Here is a 23,523-nt window from a genome sequence, read left to right on the forward strand (position 1 = left end):
AGCACCGCCATGCTGAAGACCACACTGAGCCTCGCCATCGCCCTGTGCGCCTGCGGCGTCGCATGCGCCGCGCCGCTCACCGATGCCGCACTGGCGCGCGTCGTCGACCAGCGCCTGGCCGGTGATCGTACCGGCGCCTGTTTCGCGGTCGCGGTGATCGAGGATGCCCACGTCGCCCGCACCTACCGCTGCGCGGACGGCGAGGGCGCGCTGCGCGTGGGCGCGGACACCGCCTTCGAGATCGGTTCGGTCTCCAAGACCATGACCGCCGCGCTGCTGGCCGGCCTCATCGCCGAGGGGCGCGCTTCGCTGGACGACCCGCTCGCGGCGTATCTGCCCGACACCGTCGCCGTGCCGACGTTCGAGGGCCGGCCGATCCTGCTGCGCCACATCGTCACCCACACCTCGGGCCTGCCCGCGTTGCCCGCGCGCATGCAGGGCGCGGATCCCGCCGACCCCTACGCCGCGCTCGACGAGGCGGCGCTGCTCGGCTCGCTGGGCGACGTCAGCCTGGCACGCGCGCCCGGCAGCCGCTTCGAGTACTCCAATTTCGCATCGATGCTGCTGTCCTACGCGGTGGCGCGTCGTGCGGGCCAGCCGTTCGAGGCCCTGCTCGATGCGCGCGTCTTCTCGCCGCTCGGCATGCACGGCGCCTACATCGCGCAGCGGCCCGATGGTGTGCGCGCGGCCACCGGTCATCTGCCCAATGGACGCGCGACCGCGGCATGGACCTTTCCCGACGCGATGGCCGGCGTCGGCGGTGTGCGCGCCACCCTCGACGACATGGTCCGCTATGTGCAGGGCCAGCTCGGCAGTGGGCCGGAGGGCGAGGCCTCGGCCACGCTGGCCGCACTGCAGGCCACCCAGGTCACGGTGTCCGAGCAGCCGCCGATGGCCATGCACTGGATGATCGTCCCGATCGGCGGGCGCCGGGTGCTCATGCATGAAGGCGGCACCGGTGGCTTTTCCTCGCTGGTCGGGTTCGATGTCGAGCGCCGCCGCGGCGTGGTGGTGCTGTCGGACACCGCACTCACCGCACTGGGCGGACTCGGCAGTCTGGGCGCGCATCTGCTCGACCCCGCGGTTCCGGTGGGCGCTCCGCGTCGGGAGGCCGCACCGCCCGCCGAGGTGCTCGACGGCCTGGTCGGGACGTGGCGGTTCGAAACCGGATTGCAGGTGGAGATCGCGCGGCGCGGCAACGGGCTGACCCTGCATCCCCAGGGCCAGCCGGTGTTCGAACTCGGCTACGACGACGCCGGTGATTTCTATCCGCGCGAATTCAACGCACTGCTCTCGCCGAGGCGGGGTACGGACGGCCGCTACGGTTTCGTCTGGCTGCAGGGCGGCGCCGCGTTGCCGGCTACACGTGTCGCGTCGCGGTCGGCGTCGGGCGATGCCGCGACCGTGTCCGCCGCGCCGCTCGCGGACTACAGCGGGACCTACACGTTGCTGCCGGGCTTCGCCCTGACCGTGGACGCGGCCGACGGGCGACTGCGTGCGCAGGCGACGGGACAGGGCGCGTTCGCGCTCGATCCTGTACGCCGCGATGTCTTCGAGGCACCGGCCTACGGCATCGCCCTGCACTTCACCCGCGATGCCGCCGGCGCGGTGACCGGGGTGGACCTGCACCAGGGCGGGCGCGTCGTCTCCGGCGCGCGCGACTGAGGGGGCCTACGATGAGCAGCCGCTCCACCGCGCTGGATGCGCCGCTCCCCGACGACGTCGTCGTGGGCGGGCAGTACCTGTGGACACGCTACCGTCGCTACCCGGTGTTCAGTGCGCGCTGGCTGGCCGGCCGCACATTGCTGTTCGGAAGCGTGCTGCTGGCGTTCGCGCTGCTCACGCTGCTGGGCGGGCTGGCTTCCCCGGCCAGCGTGCGCGGCGCGGTGACGGCCAGCGCCTACACCTTCGTCGGCTTCGTGATGATGACCACCGCGGGCCCGGCCCTGGCGACGATCGTCCGCCACCTGCGCCTGCCCCTGCCGCGCGAACGCATGCTGGTGGTGGCGGGCCTGTGTATCGGCATCCTCGTGTCCTACGTCGTCGACAGCTGGGCCAGCGCCCACATCAACGCCTTCATGCTCAGCGAGATGGGCCACGGCGTGGTCGACCCCGAGGCCATGCGCCAGCAGGCGGCGCTGCCGGGCATGCGAGGCCTGGCGGTGACGATCAAGGTGCTGGCGGCGCTGCTGATCTACGGCCTGCTCGGCGGCGGCGCCGCGGTGCGTGCGTACTTCGGCGAGCAGCGACGCATCGCCGAGAGCCGCCACCGCAGCGAACTGGCCACCGCGTACCTGCAGAAGCGCGAGACCGAACTGCGCCTGGGGGCCCTGCAGGCCCAGGTGGAGCCGCACTTCCTGTTCAACACCCTGGCCTCGGTGCGCGCGCTGGTGCGTCAGGAGCCCGCGCGCGCGGAGGCCATGCTCGACGCGCTGGTGGACTACCTGCGCGCGACCATCCCGCGCCTGCGCGACGGCGAAGCCGCGTTGCACGCGACCCTCGGCCAGCAGCTCGACCTGTGCGCCCGCTATCTGGAGCTGATGCGGCTGCGTACCGCCGACCGCCTGCGCTACACCGTGGACGTCGAGCCGTCACTGCGGATGCGGCCGTATCCGCCGCTGCTGCTGATCACCCTGGTCGAGAACGCGATCAAGCACGGCATCGAGCCGCGGCCCGGCGCCGGACGCGTCGCCATCCGGGCCTGGCAGGAGGGCGCGCAGCTGTGCGTGGCGGTCGCCGACGACGGCGCCGGCCTGCAGCCGGGCCTCGGCGGCGGCATGGGCCTGGCCAACGTGCGCGAGCAGCTCGCCACGCGCTACGGCGATCGCGCCAGCCTGCGCCTGCACAGTCCGTCCACCGGCGGCACCCAGGCCGAGATCCGCAGTCCGCTGGAGGAGGCCGCGTGACGCCGGCCGACATCACCGCGCTGATCGCCGAGGACGAGGCGCCGCAGCGCGCGGCGCTGCTGGATCTGCTCGCGGCCGTGTGGCCCGCGCTACGCGTGGTGGCCGCGTGCGAGGACGGCATCGCCGCATTGCAGGCGGCCGCCGAGCACCGGCCGCGGGTAGCGTTTCTGGATATCCGCATGCCCGGCGTCGGCGGTCTGGACGTCGCGCGGGCGGTGGTCGCCGGAGGTGGCCTCGTGGTGTTCACCACCGCCTACGACGACTACGCGATCCGCGCCTTCGAGGCCGGCGCCGTGGACTATCTGCTCAAGCCCGTGCAGCCCGCGCGGTTGCTTCAGGCGGTCTCGCGCCTGCAGGACCGCCTGCAGCAGGCGCCGCAAGCTGATCTGCAGACCCGGGTGGACGAGCTGGAAGCGCGCCTGCGACCGCAGGGCGAACGCGTGATCCGCTGGATCACCGCCGGCATCGGCGACAGCGTGCGCATGATCGGCATCGACGAGGTGCTGTTCTTCCAGGCCCAGGACAAGTACGTGCGCGTGGTGACCGCCGAAGGCGAGGCGCTGATCCGCACGCCCGTCAAGGAGCTGCTCGCCGGACTGGATCCGGACGTGTTCTGGCAGGTGCATCGGGGCACCGTGGTGCGGGTATCGACGATCCACCGCGTGCGTCGCGACGAACTGGGCAAGACCCGCATCGAGCTGCGCGGCCACGGCGAGGCGCTGCCGGTCAGTGCCGCCTTCGTGCACCGCTTCCGCGGGATGTAGCCGACCTCAGGCCTGGAACAGGCCGGCCGGCGCCGCATCCGGCCAGGCGCCTTCGAGCGCCAGCAGGAACTGCTTGGTCGGCAGGCCGCCGCCGAAGCCGGTGAGCGCGCCGCTCGCGCCGATCACGCGATGGCAGGGCACCACGATCGACAGCGGGTTTCGCCCGTTCGCCGCGCCCACCGCGCGCGTCGCGGTGGGTCGGCCGAGCATGCGTGCCAGCCCCGCATAGCTCTCGGTACGGCCGTAGGGAATGCGCATGAGCGCGTCCCACACCGCGCGCTGGAACGGGGTGCCCTGCGCGGCCAGCGGCAGATCGAAGGTCCTGCGGGTGCCGGCGAAATAGCCGTCGAGCTGGCGTGCGGCCAGATCCAGCAGCGGATGGTCGCCGTCGTGCCACGGCGCCGGGCGAGGCACCGGATGCCGGTGCAGCGGAAACTCCACCGCATGCAGGCCCGCATCGGATGCGGCCAGCCGCAGTCGGCCCACGGGGCTGTCGAACGTGCGGGTGAACACGGGGGGCAGGGCGGCGGACGTCACGGTGTCGGTCTCCGGCAGGCAGGTGAAGCGGGTCGAGCGGGCGCGCGCTCCGCAGCCTCGCGCCACAGATGCAGCACGGCATAGCCGCGCCAGGGCCGCCAGGCCTCGGCGCGCGCACGCAGGTCACGTGCGCCGAGGCGCGTGCCGTCCCCGGGCAGGGTCTTCTGCAGCACCAGGTCTTCGGCGGGAAACGCGTCCGGATGGCCCAGCGCGCGCAAGGCGATGTACTGCGCGGTCCACGGCCCGATGCCGGGCACGGCGGTCCAGCGCCGGACGAAGACATCCAGCGGATGGTGGGCCTCGAAGTCCACCGCGCCCTCCAGCAGTGCGCGCGCCACCGCACGCAGCGTGGCCGCCCGCGCCGTGGTCAGGCCGATGCCGGACAGGTCCGCGTCGGCGAGCGCCGCCGGCGTTGGAAACAGGTGGCCGAACCCCTGCGCGGCGAACGCCTCGGGAACGGGCGCACCGAAACGTTGTGACAGCCGCGCGGTGACCGTACGCGCGGCGGCCACGCTGATCTGCTGGCCGATCACCGCGCGGATCGCGATCTCGAAGCCGTCCCAGCCGCTCGGCAGGCGCAGGCCGGGCCGGGCGGCCACCAGCGGCGCGAGTCGCGGATCGCGGGCGAGGTGGGCGTCGATCGCCAACGGGTCGGCATCCACGTCGAACATGCGCCGCACCCGGCGCACCGTCTCCTGCAGGCGCGACGGCGGGCAGCCGTGCACCTCGAGGCGCAGTGCATCCGCGCCCGGCCATGCACCCACGCGCAGCCAGCCCGGCGACGCCGCGTCGCCGATCACCCGCGTGTAGTGGGTCCCGTCGACATGCTCGATACCGGGCAGGGCGCGCCCGCGCAGAAAGGCGAGCATCGCCGCCAGGTCGTAGGGCGGGCGATAGGCCAGGCGCAGGCCGAGCCCGTCGTCGCCATGGGCGCGCGGGGTCCTGCGCAGGTCGCGTGGCGGCATCCGGTACGCCGCCAGAAATGCCGCATTGAACCGGCGCACGCTGCGGAAGCCCGATGCCAGTGCCACCTCGGTGATCGGCAATGCGGTCTCGCTGAGCAATTGCTTGGCGAACAGCAGGCGCCGCGTCCCGTGCACACCGACCGGGGCCGCGCCCAGGCGTTCGACGAACAGCCGCCGCAACTGGCGCTCGCCCAGGTGCAGGCGCTCGGCCAGTGCCGCCACCGGTGCATCGTCGAGCGTGCCGCGGTCGATCAGGGCCAGCGCGCGCGCCACGATGTCGTCGCCGCGGTGCCAGCGTCCGTCGGTCGGCGACAGTTCCGGGCGACAGCGCAGGCAGGGTCGGAATCCGGCGGCCTCGGCGGCTGGGGCATTGGGGTAGTAGTCCACGTTGCGCGCCTTCGGTGCCGGCGCGGGACAGACCGGACGGCAGTAGATCCCGGTCGTGCGCACCGCCGTGAAGAACAGGCCGTCGAAGCGCGCATCGCGGCTGAGACGGGCCTGTTCGCAGGTGGCGGCATCGGGCAGGGCGGTCGACGGCATGGGCGCAGGCTAGCACCGGCCGTGTGCGGTCACTGGCCGCTTTCGGACATCCATGTCGTGCCGCGCTGCGCCTTCGGCGACATCGATCGCGCGGCGCGCACGGACGCATCAATCGAGGCGTCCGCCGATGACTTCGCTCGGCAGGGCGCGTGCCTCCCGTCGCGTCGCCGACGCCGGACGGCGTCGGCCTAGCGTGCGCGCTCGCGCAGCGCCGGCAGCAGCGTGGCCGGATCGCCGTCGTTGGGCTGGGCCTCGATACCCAGCAGACGGGTCAGCAATGGATAGACGTCGACGTTGTCGAAGCCGTCCAGCGTGACCCCCCGGCGGAACACCGGGCCGTGCGCGACGAACATCGCGCGCATCTCCGGCAGGTCGGGATCGTAACCGTGCGAGCCGCGGGTGCGTTGCGGGCGACGGGCGAGGCCGGCTTCGGAGATCGCATCCCAGCCCGGGTGCATCTGGCACACGATCGGCGGTACCCGTGGATGCGTACCGAACTGCCAGCGCGCCGGCATCGCCTCGCGGCGCCAGCAGTCGTACTGCGCATGCGCGCCCAGCAGGCGCGCGGCGACCGCGGCTTCGAAACCGGGATTCGGCACCAGGCCGATCACCTGCCCGGTGGAGACGATGCGTGCTTCCTCGCGGGACGCCATCGATTCGACCGCGATCACCTGGCCCGTGGGCACCTCGGCCATCCCGTGATCGGAAAGCACCAGCAGGTTGACGCGGTCGAGCAGCCCGCGGCTGCGGATACCGTCCATCAGCCGGCCCAGGGCGGCGTCGACATCGCGCAGGGCCTGGCGGTACTGCGGGGAGTTGGGGCCGTAGTCGTGCCCGGCCTTGTCGGGATGCTCGAAATACAGCGTGGCCAGCCGCGGGCGCGTGGCGGACGGCTCGTCGAGCCACTCCAGCATCGTCGCCACGCGGGTGTCGATCGGGCGGCCTTCGTCGTACGGCAGCCAGCGTGTGGGGCGCAGCCCGCGCACGGCGGCTTCGCTGCCCGGCCAGGACAGGGTGGCGGTGGGCAGGCCGGCGCGTTCGGCGGTCACCCACACCGGCTCGCCGTCGGCGTACCAGTCGCCATTGCTCACGGCCTCGCGGTCCGACAGGCGGAACTCGCCCAGCTCGGCGTCGTACATCGAGTTGTGGATCAGACCGTGGCGATCCGGGCGCAGGCCCGTCACCAGGGTGTAGTGGTTGGGAAAGGTCAGCGATGGATAGGACGGCCGCATCCATGCCTGCACGCCGTCCGCAGCGAGGGCATCGAGGGTCGGCGTGTCGCCCCGGCCGAGGGCATCGGGCCGGACCCCGTCGAGCGAGACCAGCACCACCGTCGGCGGCTCGCTGGCGGCCGCGGCGGCATCGGGGGCGGGGAGCGAACTGCAGCTGCACAGCCACAGCAGGAACGGCAGCGCGATCACGCGCGCAGGAGACACGTCAGGCATGCGGCGCATGATACCGGCCGTTCATGACGTTTCACCGTCGAAGCGTCCGCGACAACGTGGTCTGAACGTTCAGGCAATGACGACCATGGAGCGCTGTCAGCGGCGTATCGTGGCGCCACCCGATGGTCAGCACCGCGGAGGTGCGCAATGAACAGCAAATGGTGGATCGCCGCAGTCTGCGCCGGCCTCGTCGTGGGCGTGCTGCCGAATGCGGCGCAGGCCCAGCAGCAGGAAGAACAGGAAGAGACGATGCGGGAACGTGGACAGCGCGCCAGCCCGGCCGACCGGTTCTGCATCCGCGAGACCGGCTCCCGTGTGACCGCGAACCGCAGTGCACGCTCCAAGCGCGCCGAAGAGGAATGCGTCGGCGGCGGTGGCCGCGTCTACACCCGCGAGGACATTGAGCGCACTGGTTCGACCGACGTGCGCGATGCGCTGCGCCGGCTCGACCCGTCGATGTTCTGAGCCCGGTCGTTGTGCCGCACCACGAGGGAGTGCGCCCGCAGGCGCACTCCCTTTTTTTTCCCATGTCGCGGATCAGAACCGCAGTTCGGCGCCCAGCGTGAGCGTGCGCGCGGTGCTCACGTCGTCGTCGAAGCGGTAGCGGTTGCCGTCGCGGTAGATCGACGAATACGCGTAGCCGTTGACCATCGCATTGACGTTGAAGTTGCGGGTCACGTCGACGCCCAGGCCGAGGCCGAAGTACGCGCCGCCGCCATCGTCGCTGAAGCGGCCTTCCTCGCTCAGGCCCGGCGCTTCGAAGCGGTAGCGGAATTCCTGGTCGTAGCCCATGTAGCCGAGGCGCGCGATCGCGAACCAGCGGCTGTCGGCGCCGAACTGGAAGCGTGCGTTCGCACCCACATAGCCGTAGTCGGCCTCGAACTCGCGTCGTTCCGACACGCCGGAGATGGCGTAGGTGTCGCCGATCTCGCCCAGCCGGCCGTAGCCCGCTTCCACGCCGACCAGCACCGGCGACGCGCCGGCCTGCCAGCGGTAACCCGCGCCGATCGACTGCGTGCTGCTGGAGTCGTCCCTGAAACCGGTGTCCGACAGCGTCGCCCGGCCGGCCTGTGCGCCGACGAAGAAACCACTCTGGGCCTGTGCGCACGGCACGGCCAGGACACCTGCGATGGCGACCATCGCCACGCGTCCACACTTGATCATGTTGTCCCCTTGAGATGAAAGCCGCCGCGGCCTGAATCGACCGCCGCGGACCCCCGCGTCCGGCGGGGCGCGGAGTCTAGCGCGCGGCTGCGCGCCGCGTCATCAGCAGGCGTCGGACTGTCCGCTCACGTAGCGCAGCCCGCGCAGCAGCTGCGCGCGGAACACCGGATCCGCATACAACGCCGCATCGTGGCCCAGCCCGGTGTACCAGGCGCGACCGCCGGCATTGCGGTGGCACCAGGCGATCGGGTGGTCGTCGCCCATGCCGCCATCGGGGTGCGACGCCGGATCGATCGACGCGGTCACGCGCACGTGCGGCCGCGGGTTGCGCCGGTAGTCGTAGATCTCGTCAGTGACGCGCCACTCTTCCAGCCCATCCGGCCCGGCGCCGTCTTCGAACACCACGCGCACCGACTGCAGCCCTTCGGGATGCCGTGCGAACCACGCACCGACCAGCTCGCCGTACCACGGCCAGGTGTAGCCACTGTCGGCCGCGGCATGCACGCCCATGAAGCCACCGCCGGCGGCCATGTAGCGTTCGAACGCGGCCTGCTGCGGACGCGCCAGCACCTCGCGCGTGGTGTGCGCGAACACGACGGCGGCATACCGCGACAGCGTGGCGTCGTCGAACAGCGCGGGGTCTTCGGTGGCGTCCACCTCGAGGCCGGTGCCGCGGCCCAGTGCCTGCAGCGCGTCCACGGTGGCCGGAATGGAATCGTGGCGGAAGCCGGCGGTGCGCGTAAACACCAGCACGCGCGCGGGCGTCGCATCGCTGGTGGCAACGGGCGTCGTGTCGGGGGCTGCGGAGGCACAGGCGGCGAGACTGGCCAGCATCGCAGCGGCCAAGGGAGCGCGGGGAGATGTCATGGCGGGAGCATAGGCGCTGCGCGTGCCGGCACTCACGCCGCAGCGCGGCAGGGCGCGCGCGGGCGCGGTGCGATAATCGCCGCATCGTCGTTGCAGGAATGCGCCGCCATGTCCGACACCCCTTCGCGCCACGACCCGTCGCGCGTGATCCGCGCGCCGCGCGGCACCGAACTCAGCTGCCGCTCCTGGCTCACCGAAGCGCCGCTGCGCATGCTGATGAACAATCTCGACCCCGAGGTGGCCGAGCGTCCGGAAGACCTCGTCGTCTACGGCGGTATCGGCCGCGCCGCGCGCGACTGGGCCTGCTATGACGCCATCGTCGAATCGCTGAAGACCCTGGGCGACGACGAGACCCTTCTGGTGCAGTCCGGCAAGCCGGTCGGCGTGTTCCGCACGCATGCCGATGCGCCGCGCGTGCTGATCGCCAATTCCAATCTCGTGCCGCACTGGGCCACGTGGGAGCACTTCCACGAACTCGATCGCAAGGGCCTGATGATGTACGGCCAGATGACCGCCGGCTCGTGGATCTACATCGGCAGCCAGGGCATCGTGCAGGGCACGTACGAGACTTTCGTCGAGATGGGCCGCCAGCACTACGGCGGCGATCTGACCGGCAAGTGGATTCTCACCGCGGGTCTCGGCGGCATGGGCGGCGCGCAGCCCCTGGCCGCGAGCCTCGCCGGTGCGTGTAGTCTGACCATCGAATGCCAGCAGAGCCGCATCGATTTCCGCATCAAGACGCGCTACGTCGACGAGCAGGCCACCGATCTCGACGACGCACTCGCGCGTATCGCCAAATACACGCAGGCCGGTGAAGCGAAGTCCATCGCGCTGCTGGGCAACGCCGCCGAGGTGCTGCCGGAACTGGTGAAGCGCGGCGTGCGCCCGGATTGCGTCACCGACCAGACCAGCGCGCACGATCCCGTGCACGGCTATCTGCCGATCGGCTGGAGCGTGGAGCGGTGGATCGCCGAGCAGACCGCCAATCCGGAGACGGTGCGTGACGCCGCCAAGCAGTCGATGCGCGTGCACGTCGAAGCGATGCTCGCCTTCCACGCCGCCGGTATTCCGACCGTCGACTACGGCAACAACATCCGGCAGATGGCGAAGGACGAAGGCTGCACCAACGCCTTCGACTTCCCCGGCTTCGTGCCGGCCTATGTGCGCCCGCTGTTCTGCCGCGGCATCGGCCCGTTCCGCTGGGTCGCACTGAGCGGCGATCCCGAGGACATCGCGAAGACAGACGCGAAGGTCAAGGAACTCATCCCGGACGATCCGCACCTGCACCGCTGGCTCGACATGGCCAGCGAGCGCATCGCCTTCCAGGGCCTGCCGGCGCGCATCTGCTGGGTAGGCCTCGGCCTGCGCGACAAGCTGGGCCTCGCCTTCAACGAGATGGTGCGCAATGGTGAACTCAAGGCACCGATCGTGATCGGCCGCGACCATCTCGATTCCGGCTCCGTCGCATCCCCGAACCGCGAGACCGAAGCCATGCAGGACGGCTCTGACGCCGTCAGCGACTGGCCGCTGCTCAACGCCATGCTCAACGTCGCCGGCGGCGCCACCTGGGTGAGCCTGCATCACGGCGGCGGCGTCGGCATGGGTTACTCGCAGCACTCGGGCGTGGTCATCGTCTGCGACGGCACGGCAGAAGCCGACAAGCGCATCGCCCGCGTGCTGTGGAACGACCCCGGCACCGGCGTCATGCGTCACGCCGATGCCGGTTACGACATCGCAAAAGACTGCGCCGGCGAACAGGGCCTCAAGCTGCCGATGGTGCAGGCATGAGCGCCGCCACCGACCGCGTGCCGCTGCGCATCGATTTCGTGTCCGATATCGTCTGCCCCTGGTGCGCCATCGGCCTGGCCGCACTCGAGCAGGCACTCGCGCGCCTGCCGGCGAACGTCGACGTCGACTTCCACGTACGCCCCTTCGAACTCAACCCGCAGATGGCGCAGGAAGGCGAGGACATCGCCGAGCACCTGCAGCGCAAGTACGGCATGTCGGCCGAACAGCTCAGCGCGGCTCGCGCCAACATCCAGGGTCGCGGTGCCGAAGTCGGTTTCACCTTCGGCGACCGCAAGCGCACCTGGAACACCTTCGACGCGCACCGGCTGCTGCACTGGGCCGGCACCGCAGGCCGGCAACTCGAGCTCAAGCGCGCGCTGTTGCAGGCGTATCACGGGGATGGCGAGAACGTCAGCGACCAGGCGACGCTGGTGCGTGTCGCCGCCGGCGTGGGCCTGGACGCCGAGCGTGCCGCCGCAGTCCTCGCCTCAGGCGAATATGCGGATGAAGTGTGTAATGAGGAACAATTCTTCATCCGCAGCGGTATCAACAGCGTGCCGGCGATCATCATCGACCAGCAGCATCTGATCTCGGGCGGGCAGCCGGTGGAGGTGTTTGCGCGAGCGTTTGGGGAGATCTTGGCGAGGAAGGTGGACCAAGACGCTGCGGACGCGAACTAGGAGCGAAGGCCTCTATTGTCACCGGTCTGGGAAAGCCGAGGATTGTCTGATACGCACGGAATCGGCGCGAATTGTTCTATATGCAGCGGCACGCCCTTTGTGCGATAAGCACAGATCGTAAAGTCCGGGCTGGGGAGCCCTGTGGGTGCAAAATGTTGATGTTGTTGCCAATTGCAGGCGGGCGAACGTGAGCGTCGTGCTTTCGTGTCCCGTGCATATCGCGCTATTCAGATCTACTTACAGTCAGCGCCCATGACCAAAGACTCCCTGTTTGCCCTGCTACTGTCACTGCCAATCGGCATCGTGAGCGGGCTGTACTCTAGCCTTGTCGTGACCAAGTACGCAAGGTTCTCCGAGCTTCGTAGAGAGGCTCTTCGAATCATTCGATCAATCGACTACATTGGCGACGAGACGCACATGACGATACGGGAGCCCCGCAGCCTGAGCTCCTTGGCTCTCATCGCGAGTGACCTTTATGGTCTTGGTCATCGCCCGGCTGGTGACAAGGTCAAATCTCTGTACGACATCATTCTCGGCGCGAACAGATCTGTCGTTTCGGGAGCAATGGTTACGCACACTTACATGGCCCAGCACGCTGATTGGCAGCGTCAAGTCAGAGAGATCGGCCCCAACAAGCGCATCTACTTGCCGTGGGGATGGCCATGAGATTTCGCCGCCTGGCCGCTATCGATTCATCCGTGCCGATTCCGCTTCGCGGTACGGCTTAATTCAAGCGTTAGACACAAAAAAGGTCCAACGACAGGGGAATGTAAATGGCGAACAAGTATCCATATGTGGCTTCTGCGGGTCCGTTGGTAAAGGCCGTGAGCCATTTGCGAAAGAGCTTCCCGAAAGAAGTCACCGCGGATACTCTGCGGAAGTTGGGTGTTGCCCCTAAGAATGAATCGTACGTGATCAATGTGCTTCGATTCTTAGGAGTTGTTGACGAGGAGGGGAAGAAGGTTGACGGCAAAGCTAAAGCTTTTGTCCAGCACCAAGATGACGCGTTTTCAGCTGAGTTTGAAAAGATTGTCCGTGAAGCCTACGAGGAATTATTCGAGCTACATGGCGACGCTGCTTGGAAGCTCGACCGAGGCTCGCTGACCCAGTTCTTCCGAACTTCCGATCACTCGACCGAGGTTGTCGGAACTCGCCAGGCAAGCACTTTCTCGGCCCTCGCCGCACTTTCTGGTCACGCAGAGATGCCAGCTCCCAAAGCGGCTAGCGCATCCAAGAAGCCGAGAGCATCTACAGCGACGGCGATTCCGAAGGCGAAACAGCCGCTATCGACGAACCAAGCACTGGGGACGGGGTCGGTGCAGAAGAACTCCGTTCCGGAGCAATCGTCAGTTGGTCTCACAGTTCGTATTGAGGTAAATCTTCCCGCATCTGGAGACCAGGAGACCTACGACCGCATCTTCCAAAGCATCAGGAAGAATCTGATCAATGGCTCTTAACCTAAATTCGTTTGAACGCATTGTTCGGATAGCGCACGCCTTCACGGAGGCTGGCCCCGTTAGCAATACTTCTGAGCACCCATTTGACGAGCGAAATATTCATCCTGACCTACCTGCAGAGGTAAGGCGCCTTTTTGACAACGGCCACTACGCTCAGGCTACCTTCGAGGCGCTGAAATATCTTGACGAGGAGATTCAGCGAATTTCCGGAGATTCCGATTTCGGAAAGAGTCTGATGATGCGCGTGTTCGGTGGGATCTCTCCAAGGCTGCCCTTGAATCCAGGGATGACTGCTTCTGAACAGAGTGAGCAAGAGGGCTTCAAGTTCATTTTCGCTGGGACAATGGCGGGAATCAGGAATCCGAGAGGCCATAAGAGCGGCCTCATAGATGACCCAGACACCTGCCTTGACCACTTATCACTTACATCAATGCTTCTGCGTAAGCTGGAAGAGGCGGGATTGCGATAACGTGGGTGAATTAACACGCGAAGTGCATGGCTAACGGTTCCAGCTTCACTTACCGAGGAAACGATTCATCACCTGAAAGTTCCGTGCAGCTGGATGTCTACCCGCCCACAAGTTGAACGTCACACCAGAACGCTTCCAAGAATTGATTAAAGCCGGCGCCGCTTTTGGCGCGACTAAGCTGAATTGCGGAGCTAACCGTTCCAGGTTCACTTAGCGTTGTTACCCCGAGATACCGGTCCCAGTTCACTGATCTAGTGCTGACTTGGGCTGTCCGTTCCGGCTTCACTTGCCGCGACCGACGGCTACAGGCGCGCTTGCCGCATCAGAACGACGCCTGCGGGCACCGCGTCCGCGCTTATCCGCCCCTGTGCGTCCATTCTTCCCGACAGCAGTTCAGCGCCGGGCTTCGATTTCCAGCGGGACGCCGGAGAGCTTTTCCAGCGGCAACGGCCACAAGCCGATCGGCTCGAGTTCCCGGTAGACCTCGGTCGGCGCGCGGCCGATGTCGCGGACCTGGTGCGCCGCCCAGACCTGCGCGGCGCGCGTGGTCGACGCGCAGTGCACGAGCACGAGTGCGTCGTCCCGTTCAAGCAGATCGCGGAGCGCGGTCACCGGTTCCTGCCGCATCGGGTACGCATCTCCGCCGAGCGGGACCTGGGTATAGCTCATCCCAAGTTCTGCGAGCAGGGCGGCCTGGTCGAACCCGGACTCACGCACGCGTTCCATCTCCGCCGGGGTGCGCACGTTGAGCACGTGCCGCACGCCTGCGGCATGCCATTGCCTGAAATCGTCGGCATTCGGCTGCGCGGCCAGGATCACCCGGTCTTTATGCAAGGCCTCTGCGGCGACCGACTGCCAGCTAACGGTGCCAGGTTCACTTATCGAGCTCGATTTTCGTGAGCGGGCGTGGAAGCGGTAAGGACTCCAGGTCCAGTAGACTTGAGGCTCCACGGATAGGCTTTAACTAGCGCGAAATATGGCAGAAGTAACTTACTGGAATCCGCTAGTTCCCGAACTGACGGTCACGTCACTCGAAGAGTCGCTGCGTTTTTATCAAGCAGTCGGCTTCAGTGTTCGACATCGCCGCGAATTTCCGCCTTTCGCTTACCTTGAGCTTGGACACGCCCAGGTCATGCTTGAGGAGCGGCACTGTGCGGGCTGGAATGTGCAGCCCCTGGACAAACCGTTCGGCCGAGGCATCAATTTCCAGATTGAGGTTCCAGATGTCGGGCAGGTACTTTCCGCACTGCTTTCGCTCAACGTCATCCTATTTCGGAGCGTCAAAGATTCGTGGTATCGCGTAGCTACAGATGCTGAAAAAGGCCAGCGCGAGTTCCTCGTTCAAGACCCTGATGGTTTCTTGCTTCGTTTTGTGCAGGATCTTGGTCAGCGCAGTGCAGCCTATTCAATCGTTCAAACCGAAGCCGCTTTGCGTTTCGGCTCAGCGGCAGGCTAACGGTTTCAGGGTCACTGTCTGAGCGATAAGAGTGCTTCCAGCTGCAGTGGAATGACGCCATATGCGATGTGCTGATCTGATCGGGAGAACTCGATGTTGATGCTGGGCTGCCGAAGCGAGACGCAGGTCGAACGTGCGGTTTTCGCAGTTCTGTTCGTCGTCATGTGCTGTGCACTGCGTCCGGCACATGCGTGCATTGTGGCGCCGTCTGGCGCAGCGATGGCGCCAAGTGTTGCTGCGGCCGAACGGGTTGCCCACGGTGTCGCGGCGGGTACGCGGCTGGATGACCAGAACAACATCCGATGGATTCGGGTAGACGTCGAGAAAGTGCCGCGTGGCAGTGCAGCGCAGCGCGTCGAAGCCGCATCTCCATGCGGTATTCCGATCCCGGTCGGCACACGTGTGGTCGTGCTCGGGCACCGCGACCGTCTGACTGTCTTCAACGCAAATGCACTGCAGGATGCGGAAGTTCCGGGTTTGGTGCGCGCTCGTTGAGAGTGGCAGAGGTGCCAACTTCACTATTGGAGCAGGAGGCAGGATGAGACGATCGATTTGGCTGGTGGGGTTGAGCCACTTGCTGGTGGCGTGCTCAGGATCAGTGAGTAGCACCGCTCTCGAGGGCGAGGATCCCATTTCGACCGTGCATGTCGAAGCCTTCTTCGCACCTCTTTGCGACGAAGCCATGAATCCTGCTGATGCCTTGGAACTGCGCTCGATTGATCTATCGGGAACGCAAGGACTTGAGAAGGTCTGTATTGATTCGAGCGCGAAGCGCGGCGTCAATCCTGACGTGACGCGCGTGCACATAATTTCCGCCGATCACATCGTCATCGAGCTTGAGTGTGACCGGAACTATGTTCGTGACGAAGCGTTTGCACGGATGCCGGAAGAGGGGCAGGTGGCTCTAGTCCTAGGCAATAAGGTGCACTCGATATTCAACTATTTGGACAAGAGTGACCTGATAGGTCAATGCGGAATCATTCCATCTGCGGAACTGCTCGACGCGATCGAGTTTTGTGAGAGCTTTCAGTCTGCTTCGGGCGGCAATGCGAGGGCCTGCGAAAGCTACTGTGACGCGAAGGGGGATCAGCCGGTTTCGGAAGTTTGCGTCGTGGGCGGAGGCGCTGGACCAGCTAGGCGCTCAAGATTTTAACGCCGCATCCCGAGCCAACGACTCCTCGCGTCGTTGGGACATTGCAGCCGGATGTGGATGTGGCCCCGCGTTGATCGTCGTACCAGGACAAGGCGGCACCGATTCGCCGCCAGAAGGGGACGACGATGCGTGTGGTGGTGTTGGTGAAGGCCACGAGGGACAGCGAAGCGGGGGGCTTCCCACGCCCGCAAGATAACGGTGCCAGGTTCACTTAACGGCGCACAGGGGCAGCGCTGAGGAGCGCGCCCAATACCGGTCGAATGCGCCGTGGAGCAGTCCGGGTCGCCTGGCAACGAGTTGGCGGCGGGCGCCGCAGCGGGTCATGATGCGCCAACCCCGCGCGCGCCTGAATCCGCAGTCGCGGTGCGCCTCAACCCGGAGGATCGACCATGCGACATCTGCTTGCGACTTGTCTGCTGATCTGCGTCTGCGCCGCGCTACCGGCGCGCGACCTCATGGCGCAAGCGCCGCCGTCGCTTCCCTCCGTCGCCGCCGAAGCGCTGCAGCAGGATCGTGTGATCCTGGCGGCGCAGCCCAACGCGGACGATTTCAGGCGTTGGCACGCCATGGGCGTGCGGCATGTGCTCAACGTGCGTACGCCGGCGGAAATGGAGCGGGTGAGCGCAGCCGGCCTGGACGAGGCCGCGCTGCTGGCCGAGCTCGGTATCAGCTACACGCAGGTGCCGCTCGGCGGCGATGCGTTTCCGATGCGGCAGGCGCCGGTGGATGCGCTGCGTGACCTGCTGGGCAAGGACGACGCGCTGGTGCTGCTGCACTGTGCCTCGGCATCGCGTGCGGGGCAGGTATGGGCGGCGCACCAGGTGCGCGATCTCGGGCGCGAGCCGACCGCGGTTTATCGCGAGCTGGAACCCGTCGGCCTGTGGCCGTTGCCTCTGGAGCAGCTGTCGGGCATCCCAATGGGGATCGAGGCGCAGCGTTGACACGTGGCGCCGTGCGCTCGGCTGCCACTGATGGTGGCAGCGTCACTGGATGCCGCTCGCGGTAGAGATTGGAGGGCGCCCACGCTTGAGCACGAGGGAACGCGCTGTGTGCGGGAGACGGTTGAGAAGAGGGCTGGCCGCCATCGCGCTGGCTCTGGTGTCCTATCTCGTCATCGTTGCGCTGTGGGCGAATTCTGTGGCCCGGGAGTTGCTGCAGGCAACGCCAGGTACCGACCGCCGGATCGAACTCGATTCCGGGCGTCTGGCTGCACTCCTTGCAATCGAGGACCCTGCGTTCTATTCGCACCGCGGCCTCGACATGTCGGACGGGCAGGGCTTGACCACGATGACGTCCGTGGTCGCGCGTGATCTGTTTCTGCACGGCCACGACCTGGACGGGTGGAAAGGCGTCCTGCAGTCGGCGTATCGAGAAGTGTTCAGCTGCTGCAAGAAGGTCGATCTCGGTCGCGATGTGATGGCGCTCGTGCTGCATTCTCATGCGAGCAAGCAGCAGCAGTTCAACCTGTTCCTCAACAACGCGTACTGGGGCGCGATAGACGGCCGGGCCGTCGTCGGCATCGAGGCTGCAGCCGGCGCCTACTACGGAGAAGATGCGCACGCCCTGACGGACGACAAGTTCTTCGGTCTGATCGCAATGCTCATCGCGCCGAATCGGTTCCACCCGCTCATCTATCCGGAAGATCATGCGGAACGGACCAGCCGAATCACGAAAGTCGTGACCGGACGATGCGCGCCGTCGGGCTGGCTGGATTTGACCTACGCGCATTGTGACGGGGTGGACTAGGCCTCGAGATTGCTGCGCGAAGGTGCCAGGTTGGCTTACCTGTCTTTCCGTAACCGGGTAGCCATCGGGGCGCCTGCGAGAAGCACGCTATGTTCGAGTTCCTGTTTTGCGCAGTCTTCTTTTTCGTCTGGTACTGGATTTCGCTGCATCCGGGGTCCTGGCTTGGATTCGTGTTCACGCCCAGTGACCTGGGGGCTGCGATCCGCCAACTTGACGAAAGAAAACTGCAAACGAAGAAGAAGCTCCGGACGGCCGGGCAGAAGTCGTTGGTGTTCTGGTGCGCCCTGGTGGGCATCGGCACGTCGGCCGGGGTGTCAGACGGCAATTATTCGTTCCATGACGCCGCGTCTGGGTTCGCAGGCGGTCTGGTCACCGGCCTGGTAATGGCCTACGCAGTGCTTCACTGGAGCACGCGTGACGGGGGCTGGTATGGCCTGGACTGACCGACGCGAGATCGCCGCGCGGAGTCGGCGGTTCCGGGTTCAGCGACGCAGCCATCGAGCCCGGCATCGCAGAAGTGAGCCGGATGTCGATCCGGCCCCGCGTTGATCGTCGTACCCGTACAAGGCGGCACCAATTCGCCGCCACGAGGAGACGATAATGCGCGTGATGGTGTTGGTGAAGGCGACCGAAGACAGCGAGGCAGGGACTCTCCCCACACCCGAGTTGATTGAGGCAATGGGCAAGTTCAACGAGGCGCTGATCGAGGCCGGCGTCCTCAAGGACGGCGACGGGTTGAAGCCCACCTCGCACGGCAAGCGCGTCCTGTTTTCGGGCGCGGACCGCACGGTCGTCGACGGGCCGTTCGCCGGGACGAAGGAGCTGATCGCCGGCTTCTGGCTGTGGGAGGTCAAGGACATGGACGAAGCGGTCGCCTGGGTGAAACGTTGCCCGAATCCGATGCCGGGTCCGAGCGAGGTCGAGATCCGTCCGCTTTACGAGGCGTCCGATTTCATGTGAAGACGACGATGACCGCGCCGGCCGGGGACGCTGGCGGCGGCGCGGCGCCCTTCGTCGCGCGGCCCCGGGCGCTGCGCTGCAGCGTGCTGTGCACTGAATGGCAGCCGGCCGCGACAGACGACGCGTGGGCCTCGAACGCCCGTCTCAGATGCCGGCTGCCTGCCCCACGAGCCATTCGACGATCGCCTCGAGTCGTTCTTGATCCAGTGCATGCCCACGCTCGACGCGGAGCTCGGTGATGAAGTCCCCGCTGACCTTGGCCACGACCTGATCCGCGTCGCGCGAGTATTTGTCCCCGGTGCCCGAGACCACCAGTGTCGGGCGCGGCCCGATCGCCGACAGGACGTCCTGCGTGTCGATCATCTGCGCGAGGCCGGGCACCGCTTCGAACAGGGTGATGCCGGTCTCTTCGCGGCGCCGGGTGGCGAAGCTGCAGACCGCGCCGCTGATGCAGACGAAGTGGCAGCGCGGGTCGACCGCGGCGTGGTAGAGCGCGGTGTAGCCGCCGTACGAATGTCCCGCGATACCGACGCGGCGCGGGTCGAGTTCGGCTGCGTCGAGCAGCACGCCCAGCGCGCGCTGGGCGTCGTCGAGGCCTTTGCGCATCAGGGTGTCGCCGTCGAGCAGGCGGTAGCTCATGGCGCTGTAGTGCTGCAGCCAGTCGTAATCGTGCGGCTCCACGCCGTGCACCTGGCCGCGGCGATCCTCGAAGGTGAGGGCGTCGGGCGCCAGCACGGCGAGCCCGCGACGCGCGAGCGCCGGGCCGAAGGCCTGGAACGGGCTGCCCACGATGCCTGCGACTTCGCTCTTGCCGAAGTGGAACTCGCCGTTGTGCTGATGGAAGACCACCACGCCGCCCCGGGCGGGCTGCGCCGCAGGCGTGAACAGGAAGGCCGGAATGGGGTCGCCTTCGAGGCCGCGGTACTCGATGCGCTGCCGGGTGTAACCGGCGAACCCGGCGACGTCGCCGCGTTCGAACGCGACGGCCACTGGCGGCGCGAGGCCGAGGCGTTCGCGCAGCATGGAAGCGATGTCGTCGGCCATCCGACATGATAGTGCGCAAGCGAACAGGCAAGGCCCGGCTTGCCACCTGTCGTTGCGTGTTGTCGGGAACTTCGCCGCGCGATGGCGGTCGGAGGGTCACTGCAAGGATGCAACGGGTGAGGGCACTGATTTGACCAGACAGCCCCGGGCGCGGGACCTTCTCGATCGCGCCGTGTCCGCAGCGACAGCTGCATGCCTGGTGGGTGGGACGGCGTGGTGGCTGGTGACGCTGTCGCCCGACACCGCGCTGTCGGAGCATCCGCAGGACGCGGCGATGCAGGTGGTCTGGCTCGAGCGCGCGCCGCGCCCCGTGCCCCGGGACGACACGACGCCCGCAGCAGTGCCCGCGCCCGATGCGCAACGTGTTGCGGTGACGGCGTCCGCGCGTGCGCGACAGCGCGGGCCGGCCGGGGCTGATGTGGAGCGCGACGACCTGCCGGAGGCGTCAGCGCCCGAACCTGCCCCCCGGCTCGATCTGAGCCTTCCGACCGCGCCGCTGGCCTTCGGCACGCCAGCCGGTCGGCCGATCCGCCGTCGCGATGACATCGCGCCGGTCATCCAGGTCGACATCCGTGACCGCTCGCTGGGTGCCACGCTCCAGGGCATGACGCGAAACACGATCTGCAGCGAACTGCGCCGGGCCGCAGCAGCGTCGCTCGCCAGCCACGCGCCGATCGAGGCCTCGATGGCCCAGCACGGCTGCGACCGGGTCAGATAGGTCGGGGCGGCGGCATCACGGTCTGCGTGGAAGCGACTGTGCAGGGCCGCGCCCTGGCTGCCCGGGCGCCGCCGCCGCTGTGCCTGCACCACGCGCCGCCTGTCGTTCAAGTGGGCTGAGGCTGAGTCTCGCCGGCCGCGGACATGAACGCGGCAACGCCCGGTCGGCGGTATCCGGGTAGGATCGATTAATATCCACCACTCCTGCACGCCCGACCCAGTCGCCCCGCGTGAGATCCTTCGTTCTCCATGCGCTTCTTTGCGTGACGCTGCTGTTCAACGGCATGGCGTCCGCCGTAGCGTCTGCGCATCTGGCGGGGATGGATGCTCGGGCCGCGGCGGGGGCGCTGGCGTTGCAGGCGGCGGTCGATACGGATTGTCCGCATGGCACGCGTGCGGCGCCGACAGGCGCGGCAGCGGGGCATCCCCCGCATCCGACGGAGGCGGGGGATGAGGATTGCCGCAGCCTGTGTCTTGAACTGTGCATGCAGCACTTCCAGGCCTTGATCGTTGTGGCGGCATCGCTGCCGATGCTGCCCTCCGGCTCGAGCGTGCCGGCTGCCGGGCCTGCAGTGCAGGCCCTGTCGCCGCGCCATCCCCTGCTACGGCCTCCGATTTCCGCCTGACGGTTCGTGCTGCGCAAGCAGCTCTCTCGAGGCCTCCGCTGGAGCGTGTCCGCGCCGTGCCTCGAACACCATCAGGATCGCTGCGCCTGCGCAGCGTCAGGAGTGCATATGAATCACGATTCCTTCGAGCGGACGTGTGGCGCGCTTCAGTCGCGCCGCCGTTTCGTCCAGGGGCTGGCCTTCGGCGGGCTGGCTCTCGGTACGGCGGGCCTGCGCCTGCCCGCGATTGCGGCCGACAACGACGCGCGTCTGGGGCCACAGGTGCTGCGCGGTACCGAATTCGATCTGTCCATCGGCGCCGCGCCGGTTAACTTCACCGGCCGTGTGCGGCCCGCGATGACCGTCAACGGCAGTCTGCCCGCGCCGATCCTGCGTTGGCGGCAGGGCGATACAGTGACGCTGCGCGTGGCCAACCGGTTGCCCGACGCGATGACCTCGCTGCACTGGCACGGCATCATCCTGCCCGCGAATATGGACGGCGTGCCCGGGCTGAGCTTCAACGGTATCCACCCGGGCGAGACCTACCAGTACCGCTTCACGCTGAACCAGTCCGGCACGTACTGGTACCACAGCCATTCGCTGTTCCAGGAGCAGGCGGGCCTCTACGGCGCGCTGATCGTCGATCCGATCGAGCCCTTGCCCTACAGCTGGGACCGCGAGCACGTGGTGCTGCTGTCGGACTGGACCGATCTGGACCCCGGCCGCCTGTTCCGCCGGCTCAAGCAGTACGCCGAGTACGACAACTACTACAAGCCGACCGTGGGTGACTTCGTGCGCGATGTGCGCCGCGACGGCCTGCGCGCTACCGTGGCCGACCGCAGGGCCTGGGGCCAGATGCGGATGACGCCGACCGATCTGTCGGACGTCAACGCCCATACCTACACCTACCTGGTCAACGGCACCACACCCGCGGGGAACTGGACCGGGTTGTTCCGCAGCGGCGAGAAAGTCCTGCTGCGCTTCATCAACGGCTCGGCCATGAGCTACTTCGACGTGCGCATTCCGGGGCTGAAGATGACGGTGGTCGCGGCCGACGGCCTGCCGGTGCATCCGGTGAGCGTGGACGAGTTCCGCATTGCGGTGGCCGAGACCTTCGACGTCATTGTCGAGCCCTCGGGGCAGGACGCCTACACCATCTATGCGCAGGACATGGGCCGCACCGGCCATGCCCGCGGCACGCTGGCCGTACGCGCCGGGCTCGCGGCGCCGGTGCCGGCAAACGACCCGCGCCCGCTGCTCACGATGGCCGACATGGGGCACGGTGGCCATGGCACCCATACCGCGCATGGCGCGCCTGCCGGGCACGATGCGCATGCGGAACATGCAGGACACGGCGCGCACGGAGCGCATGGCCCGGGCATGCAGGCACATCCGGCCAGCGAGTCGCGCAACCCGCTGGTGGACATGCAGACGATGACGCCGACGCACCGGCTGGACGACCCCGGTATCGGCCTGCGCGATAATGGCCGTCGCGTGCTGACGTACGCCGACCTGCACAGCGTGGCCGAGGACGAGGACGGCCGGGATCCCGGCCGCGATGTCGAACTCCACCTCACCGGGCACATGGAGAAATTCGCGTGGTCGTTCGACGGCATCCCGTTCGCGGGCGCCGAACCGCTGCGGCTCAACTACGGCGAGCGCATGCGCATCGTGCTGGTCAACGACACGATGATGGCGCACCCCATCCATCTGCATGGCATGTGGAGCGACGTGGAGGATGCCGACGGCAACGTCATGGTGCGCAAGCACACGGTGGACATGCCGCCGGGCAGCAAACGCAGCTTCCGGGTACGCGCCGACGCGCTGGGCCGTTGGGCCTTTCACTGCCATCTGCTGTACCACATGGAAGCGGGCATGATGCGCGAAGTGAGGGTCGAGGCATGAAGACCATCACATTCGCACTCCTCGTTCTTGTGTCGATCTCGATGGCGCAGGCAGCGGATGCGCACCGGGCGTCTGCCGCTCCGGCCTGCACAGCGGAACACGCGGCCATGGGCCATTGCTCGATGCTGGAATCATCCGGTCACGCGCACGGGCATCCGTCTCCGCCAGCATCGCCGGCCTGCACGCCGGAACATGCGGCGATGGGCCATTGCACGATGCCGGCATCGCCCGAGCACCTCCACGAGCCTCAATCGACGCCCGCCGCTCCGGCCTGCACGCCGGAACATGCAGCGATGGGCCATTGCACGATGCCGTCATCGTCCGGTCACGCGCACGAGCGACCAACAACGTCTGC

General features: G+C 67.3%; 26 protein-coding genes. 19 read left to right on the forward strand and 7 right to left on the reverse strand.

Annotation, left to right across the window (positions count from 1 at the left end; all coding sequences use genetic code 11):
• Nucleotides 1-9 precede the first annotated feature (9 nt).
• Genes H0E82_RS07230 through H0E82_RS07240 form a run of 3 tightly spaced genes read left to right on the forward strand, consistent with a single transcriptional unit; the run spans nucleotide 10 to nucleotide 3,670 of the window.
• Complete coding sequence (locus tag H0E82_RS07230) at nucleotides 10-1,665, forward strand: serine hydrolase (protein WP_180544764.1); 1,656 nt, start codon at nucleotides 10-12, stop codon at nucleotides 1,663-1,665.
• Nucleotides 1,666-1,676: 11 nt separating this feature from the next.
• Nucleotides 1,677-2,906, forward strand: coding sequence for a sensor histidine kinase (locus H0E82_RS07235; protein ID WP_180544765.1), 1,230 nt, complete (start codon nucleotides 1,677-1,679; stop codon nucleotides 2,904-2,906).
• Nucleotides 2,903-3,670, forward strand: a complete 768-nt coding sequence (locus H0E82_RS07240) for a LytR/AlgR family response regulator transcription factor (RefSeq protein WP_180544766.1) — start codon at nucleotides 2,903-2,905, stop codon at nucleotides 3,668-3,670. Before H0E82_RS07235 ends, H0E82_RS07240 begins: the two co-directional genes overlap by 4 nt.
• A 6-nt stretch (nucleotides 3,671-3,676) precedes the next feature.
• Here H0E82_RS07240 and H0E82_RS07245 read toward each other — a convergent pair whose 3' ends face one another.
• The 3 genes from H0E82_RS07245 to H0E82_RS07255 all read right to left on the reverse strand — a co-directional run bounded on the left by H0E82_RS07245 (nucleotide 3,677) and on the right by H0E82_RS07255 (nucleotide 7,157).
• Nucleotides 3,677-4,207 carry a methylated-DNA--[protein]-cysteine S-methyltransferase gene (locus tag H0E82_RS07245; protein WP_328796973.1) on the reverse strand — a complete coding sequence of 177 codons (531 nt, stop codon included), beginning with the start codon at nucleotides 4,205-4,207 and terminating at the stop codon, nucleotides 3,677-3,679.
• Nucleotides 4,204-5,712, reverse strand: a complete 1,509-nt coding sequence (locus H0E82_RS07250; protein ID WP_180544767.1) for a DNA-3-methyladenine glycosylase 2 — start codon at nucleotides 5,710-5,712, stop codon at nucleotides 4,204-4,206. The genes H0E82_RS07245 and H0E82_RS07250 overlap by 4 nt, the downstream gene beginning before the upstream one ends.
• Nucleotides 5,713-5,900: 188 nt before the next feature.
• Nucleotides 5,901-7,157 (reverse strand): alkaline phosphatase family protein, encoded by a 1,257-nt coding sequence (locus H0E82_RS07255; RefSeq protein WP_235974207.1) that lies wholly within the window; start codon nucleotides 7,155-7,157, stop codon nucleotides 5,901-5,903.
• Between the two features lie 147 nt (nucleotides 7,158-7,304).
• Here H0E82_RS07255 and H0E82_RS07260 point away from each other — a divergent pair, with 147 nt between their 5' ends.
• A complete protein-coding gene (locus H0E82_RS07260; protein ID WP_180544769.1) occupies nucleotides 7,305-7,622 on the forward strand; it encodes a hypothetical protein in 318 nt (105 codons plus the stop codon).
• A gap of 72 nt (nucleotides 7,623-7,694) precedes the next feature.
• Here the strand turns inward: H0E82_RS07260 and H0E82_RS07265 are convergent, their stop codons facing one another.
• Nucleotides 7,695-8,321, reverse strand: coding sequence for a porin family protein (locus tag H0E82_RS07265; protein ID WP_180544770.1), 627 nt, complete (start codon nucleotides 8,319-8,321; stop codon nucleotides 7,695-7,697).
• Nucleotides 8,322-8,423: 102 nt separating this feature from the next.
• The gene (locus H0E82_RS07270) at nucleotides 8,424-9,188 is read right to left on the reverse strand and encodes a ThuA domain-containing protein (RefSeq protein WP_235974208.1); all 765 of its coding nucleotides are present in this window, start codon (nucleotides 9,186-9,188) and stop codon (nucleotides 8,424-8,426) included.
• Between the two features lie 108 nt (nucleotides 9,189-9,296).
• Here H0E82_RS07270 and hutU point away from each other — a divergent pair, with 108 nt between their 5' ends.
• The 5 genes from hutU to H0E82_RS17070 all read left to right on the forward strand — a co-directional run bounded on the left by hutU (nucleotide 9,297) and on the right by H0E82_RS17070 (nucleotide 13,582).
• The gene (gene hutU, locus H0E82_RS07275; RefSeq protein WP_180544771.1) at nucleotides 9,297-10,976 is read left to right on the forward strand and encodes a urocanate hydratase; all 1,680 of its coding nucleotides are present in this window, start codon (nucleotides 9,297-9,299) and stop codon (nucleotides 10,974-10,976) included.
• Entirely contained in the window at nucleotides 10,973-11,656 is a 684-nt protein-coding gene (locus H0E82_RS07280; protein WP_180544772.1) for a DsbA family oxidoreductase, read from the forward strand. Before hutU ends, H0E82_RS07280 begins: the two co-directional genes overlap by 4 nt.
• A gap of 252 nt (nucleotides 11,657-11,908) precedes the next feature.
• Nucleotides 11,909-12,322, forward strand: a complete 414-nt coding sequence (locus H0E82_RS07285; RefSeq protein WP_180544773.1) for a hypothetical protein — start codon at nucleotides 11,909-11,911, stop codon at nucleotides 12,320-12,322.
• A 107-nt stretch (nucleotides 12,323-12,429) separates the two neighbouring features.
• The gene (locus H0E82_RS07290; protein WP_180544774.1) at nucleotides 12,430-13,113 is read left to right on the forward strand and encodes a DUF5343 domain-containing protein; all 684 of its coding nucleotides are present in this window, start codon (nucleotides 12,430-12,432) and stop codon (nucleotides 13,111-13,113) included.
• The gene (locus H0E82_RS17070; RefSeq protein WP_180544775.1) at nucleotides 13,103-13,582 is read left to right on the forward strand and encodes a TIGR02391 family protein; all 480 of its coding nucleotides are present in this window, start codon (nucleotides 13,103-13,105) and stop codon (nucleotides 13,580-13,582) included. Before H0E82_RS07290 ends, H0E82_RS17070 begins: the two co-directional genes overlap by 11 nt.
• Nucleotides 13,583-13,975: 393 nt before the next feature.
• On the opposite strand, the gene H0E82_RS07300 is transcribed toward H0E82_RS17070, so the two are convergent.
• Nucleotides 13,976-14,416, reverse strand: a complete 441-nt coding sequence (locus tag H0E82_RS07300) for a protein tyrosine phosphatase family protein (RefSeq protein WP_219338440.1) — start codon at nucleotides 14,414-14,416, stop codon at nucleotides 13,976-13,978.
• A 142-nt stretch (nucleotides 14,417-14,558) separates the two neighbouring features.
• On the opposite strand from H0E82_RS07300, the gene H0E82_RS07305 reads away from it, so the two are divergent.
• The 7 genes from H0E82_RS07305 (at nucleotide 14,559) to H0E82_RS07335 (ending at nucleotide 18,897) form a co-directional block, all read left to right on the forward strand.
• Nucleotides 14,559-15,038, forward strand: a complete 480-nt coding sequence (locus H0E82_RS07305; RefSeq protein ID WP_180544777.1) for a bleomycin resistance protein — start codon at nucleotides 14,559-14,561, stop codon at nucleotides 15,036-15,038.
• A 93-nt stretch (nucleotides 15,039-15,131) separates the two neighbouring features.
• Nucleotides 15,132-15,533 (forward strand): hypothetical protein, encoded by a 402-nt coding sequence (locus H0E82_RS07310; protein WP_180544778.1) that lies wholly within the window; start codon nucleotides 15,132-15,134, stop codon nucleotides 15,531-15,533.
• Between the two features lie 43 nt (nucleotides 15,534-15,576).
• Nucleotides 15,577-16,191 (forward strand): hypothetical protein, encoded by a 615-nt coding sequence (locus tag H0E82_RS07315; protein ID WP_180544779.1) that lies wholly within the window; start codon nucleotides 15,577-15,579, stop codon nucleotides 16,189-16,191.
• 389 nt (nucleotides 16,192-16,580) lie between these two features.
• Nucleotides 16,581-17,132 carry a protein tyrosine phosphatase family protein gene (locus H0E82_RS07320; protein ID WP_180544780.1) on the forward strand — a complete coding sequence of 184 codons (552 nt, stop codon included), beginning with the start codon at nucleotides 16,581-16,583 and terminating at the stop codon, nucleotides 17,130-17,132.
• A gap of 121 nt (nucleotides 17,133-17,253) precedes the next feature.
• A complete protein-coding gene (locus tag H0E82_RS07325) occupies nucleotides 17,254-17,937 on the forward strand; it encodes a transglycosylase domain-containing protein (protein WP_180544781.1) in 684 nt (227 codons plus the stop codon).
• A gap of 89 nt (nucleotides 17,938-18,026) precedes the next feature.
• Nucleotides 18,027-18,380: a hypothetical protein gene (locus H0E82_RS07330; RefSeq protein ID WP_180544782.1), complete on the forward strand. Its 354-nt coding sequence runs from the start codon at nucleotides 18,027-18,029 to the stop codon at nucleotides 18,378-18,380.
• A 157-nt stretch (nucleotides 18,381-18,537) separates the two neighbouring features.
• A complete protein-coding gene (locus H0E82_RS07335) occupies nucleotides 18,538-18,897 on the forward strand; it encodes a YciI family protein (RefSeq protein ID WP_180544783.1) in 360 nt (119 codons plus the stop codon).
• Between the two features lie 144 nt (nucleotides 18,898-19,041).
• Here the strand turns inward: H0E82_RS07335 and H0E82_RS07340 are convergent, their stop codons facing one another.
• Nucleotides 19,042-19,920, reverse strand: coding sequence for a prolyl oligopeptidase family serine peptidase (locus tag H0E82_RS07340; RefSeq protein ID WP_180544784.1), 879 nt, complete (start codon nucleotides 19,918-19,920; stop codon nucleotides 19,042-19,044).
• Between the two features lie 193 nt (nucleotides 19,921-20,113).
• On the opposite strand from H0E82_RS07340, the gene H0E82_RS07345 reads away from it, so the two are divergent.
• From H0E82_RS07345 to H0E82_RS07355, 3 genes are all read left to right on the forward strand, one after another.
• Nucleotides 20,114-20,659 carry a hypothetical protein gene (locus tag H0E82_RS07345; RefSeq protein ID WP_180544785.1) on the forward strand — a complete coding sequence of 182 codons (546 nt, stop codon included), beginning with the start codon at nucleotides 20,114-20,116 and terminating at the stop codon, nucleotides 20,657-20,659.
• A 229-nt stretch (nucleotides 20,660-20,888) separates the two neighbouring features.
• Complete coding sequence (locus H0E82_RS07350; RefSeq protein WP_328796974.1) at nucleotides 20,889-21,284, forward strand: CopL family metal-binding regulatory protein; 396 nt, start codon at nucleotides 20,889-20,891, stop codon at nucleotides 21,282-21,284.
• A 108-nt stretch (nucleotides 21,285-21,392) separates the two neighbouring features.
• Nucleotides 21,393-23,168: a copper resistance system multicopper oxidase gene (locus H0E82_RS07355; protein ID WP_180544787.1), complete on the forward strand. Its 1,776-nt coding sequence runs from the start codon at nucleotides 21,393-21,395 to the stop codon at nucleotides 23,166-23,168.
• Nucleotides 23,169-23,523: the final 355 nt, after the last annotated feature.

The sequence above is a fragment of the Luteimonas deserti genome, assembly GCF_013425765.1.
Taxonomy (GTDB): Bacteria; Pseudomonadota; Gammaproteobacteria; order Xanthomonadales; family Xanthomonadaceae; genus Luteimonas; species Luteimonas deserti.

What these genes read in the sequence shown, in the direction of transcription:
- H0E82_RS07320 (WP_180544780.1), top strand. Translation starts at nt 16,581, where the DNA reads ATGCGACATCTGCTTGCGACTTGTCTGCTGATCTGCGTCTGCGCCGCG.
- H0E82_RS07280 (WP_180544772.1), top strand. Translation starts at nt 10,973, where the DNA reads ATGAGCGCCGCCACCGACCGCGTGCCGCTGCGCATCGATTTCGTGTCC.
- H0E82_RS07290 (WP_180544774.1), top strand. Translation starts at nt 12,430, where the DNA reads ATGGCGAACAAGTATCCATATGTGGCTTCTGCGGGTCCGTTGGTAAAG.
- H0E82_RS07330 (WP_180544782.1), top strand. Translation starts at nt 18,027, where the DNA reads ATGTTCGAGTTCCTGTTTTGCGCAGTCTTCTTTTTCGTCTGGTACTGG.
- H0E82_RS07265 (WP_180544770.1), bottom strand. Translation starts at nt 8,321, where the DNA reads ATGATCAAGTGTGGACGCGTGGCGATGGTCGCCATCGCAGGTGTCCTG.
- H0E82_RS07285 (WP_180544773.1), top strand. Translation starts at nt 11,909, where the DNA reads ATGACCAAAGACTCCCTGTTTGCCCTGCTACTGTCACTGCCAATCGGC.
- H0E82_RS07250 (WP_180544767.1), bottom strand. Translation starts at nt 5,712, where the DNA reads ATGCCGTCGACCGCCCTGCCCGATGCCGCCACCTGCGAACAGGCCCGT.
- H0E82_RS07335 (WP_180544783.1), top strand. Translation starts at nt 18,538, where the DNA reads ATGCGCGTGATGGTGTTGGTGAAGGCGACCGAAGACAGCGAGGCAGGG.
- hutU (WP_180544771.1), top strand. Translation starts at nt 9,297, where the DNA reads ATGTCCGACACCCCTTCGCGCCACGACCCGTCGCGCGTGATCCGCGCG.
- H0E82_RS07255 (WP_235974207.1), bottom strand. Translation starts at nt 7,157, where the DNA reads ATGCCTGACGTGTCTCCTGCGCGCGTGATCGCGCTGCCGTTCCTGCTG.
- H0E82_RS17070 (WP_180544775.1), top strand. Translation starts at nt 13,103, where the DNA reads ATGGCTCTTAACCTAAATTCGTTTGAACGCATTGTTCGGATAGCGCAC.
- H0E82_RS07230 (WP_180544764.1), top strand. Translation starts at nt 10, where the DNA reads ATGCTGAAGACCACACTGAGCCTCGCCATCGCCCTGTGCGCCTGCGGC.
- H0E82_RS07235 (WP_180544765.1), top strand. Translation starts at nt 1,677, where the DNA reads ATGAGCAGCCGCTCCACCGCGCTGGATGCGCCGCTCCCCGACGACGTC.
- H0E82_RS07305 (WP_180544777.1), top strand. Translation starts at nt 14,559, where the DNA reads ATGGCAGAAGTAACTTACTGGAATCCGCTAGTTCCCGAACTGACGGTC.
- H0E82_RS07315 (WP_180544779.1), top strand. Translation starts at nt 15,577, where the DNA reads ATGAGACGATCGATTTGGCTGGTGGGGTTGAGCCACTTGCTGGTGGCG.
- H0E82_RS07340 (WP_180544784.1), bottom strand. Translation starts at nt 19,920, where the DNA reads ATGCTGCGCGAACGCCTCGGCCTCGCGCCGCCAGTGGCCGTCGCGTTC.
- H0E82_RS07260 (WP_180544769.1), top strand. Translation starts at nt 7,305, where the DNA reads ATGAACAGCAAATGGTGGATCGCCGCAGTCTGCGCCGGCCTCGTCGTG.
- H0E82_RS07355 (WP_180544787.1), top strand. Translation starts at nt 21,393, where the DNA reads ATGAATCACGATTCCTTCGAGCGGACGTGTGGCGCGCTTCAGTCGCGC.
- H0E82_RS07270 (WP_235974208.1), bottom strand. Translation starts at nt 9,188, where the DNA reads ATGACATCTCCCCGCGCTCCCTTGGCCGCTGCGATGCTGGCCAGTCTC.
- H0E82_RS07310 (WP_180544778.1), top strand. Translation starts at nt 15,132, where the DNA reads ATGTTGATGCTGGGCTGCCGAAGCGAGACGCAGGTCGAACGTGCGGTT.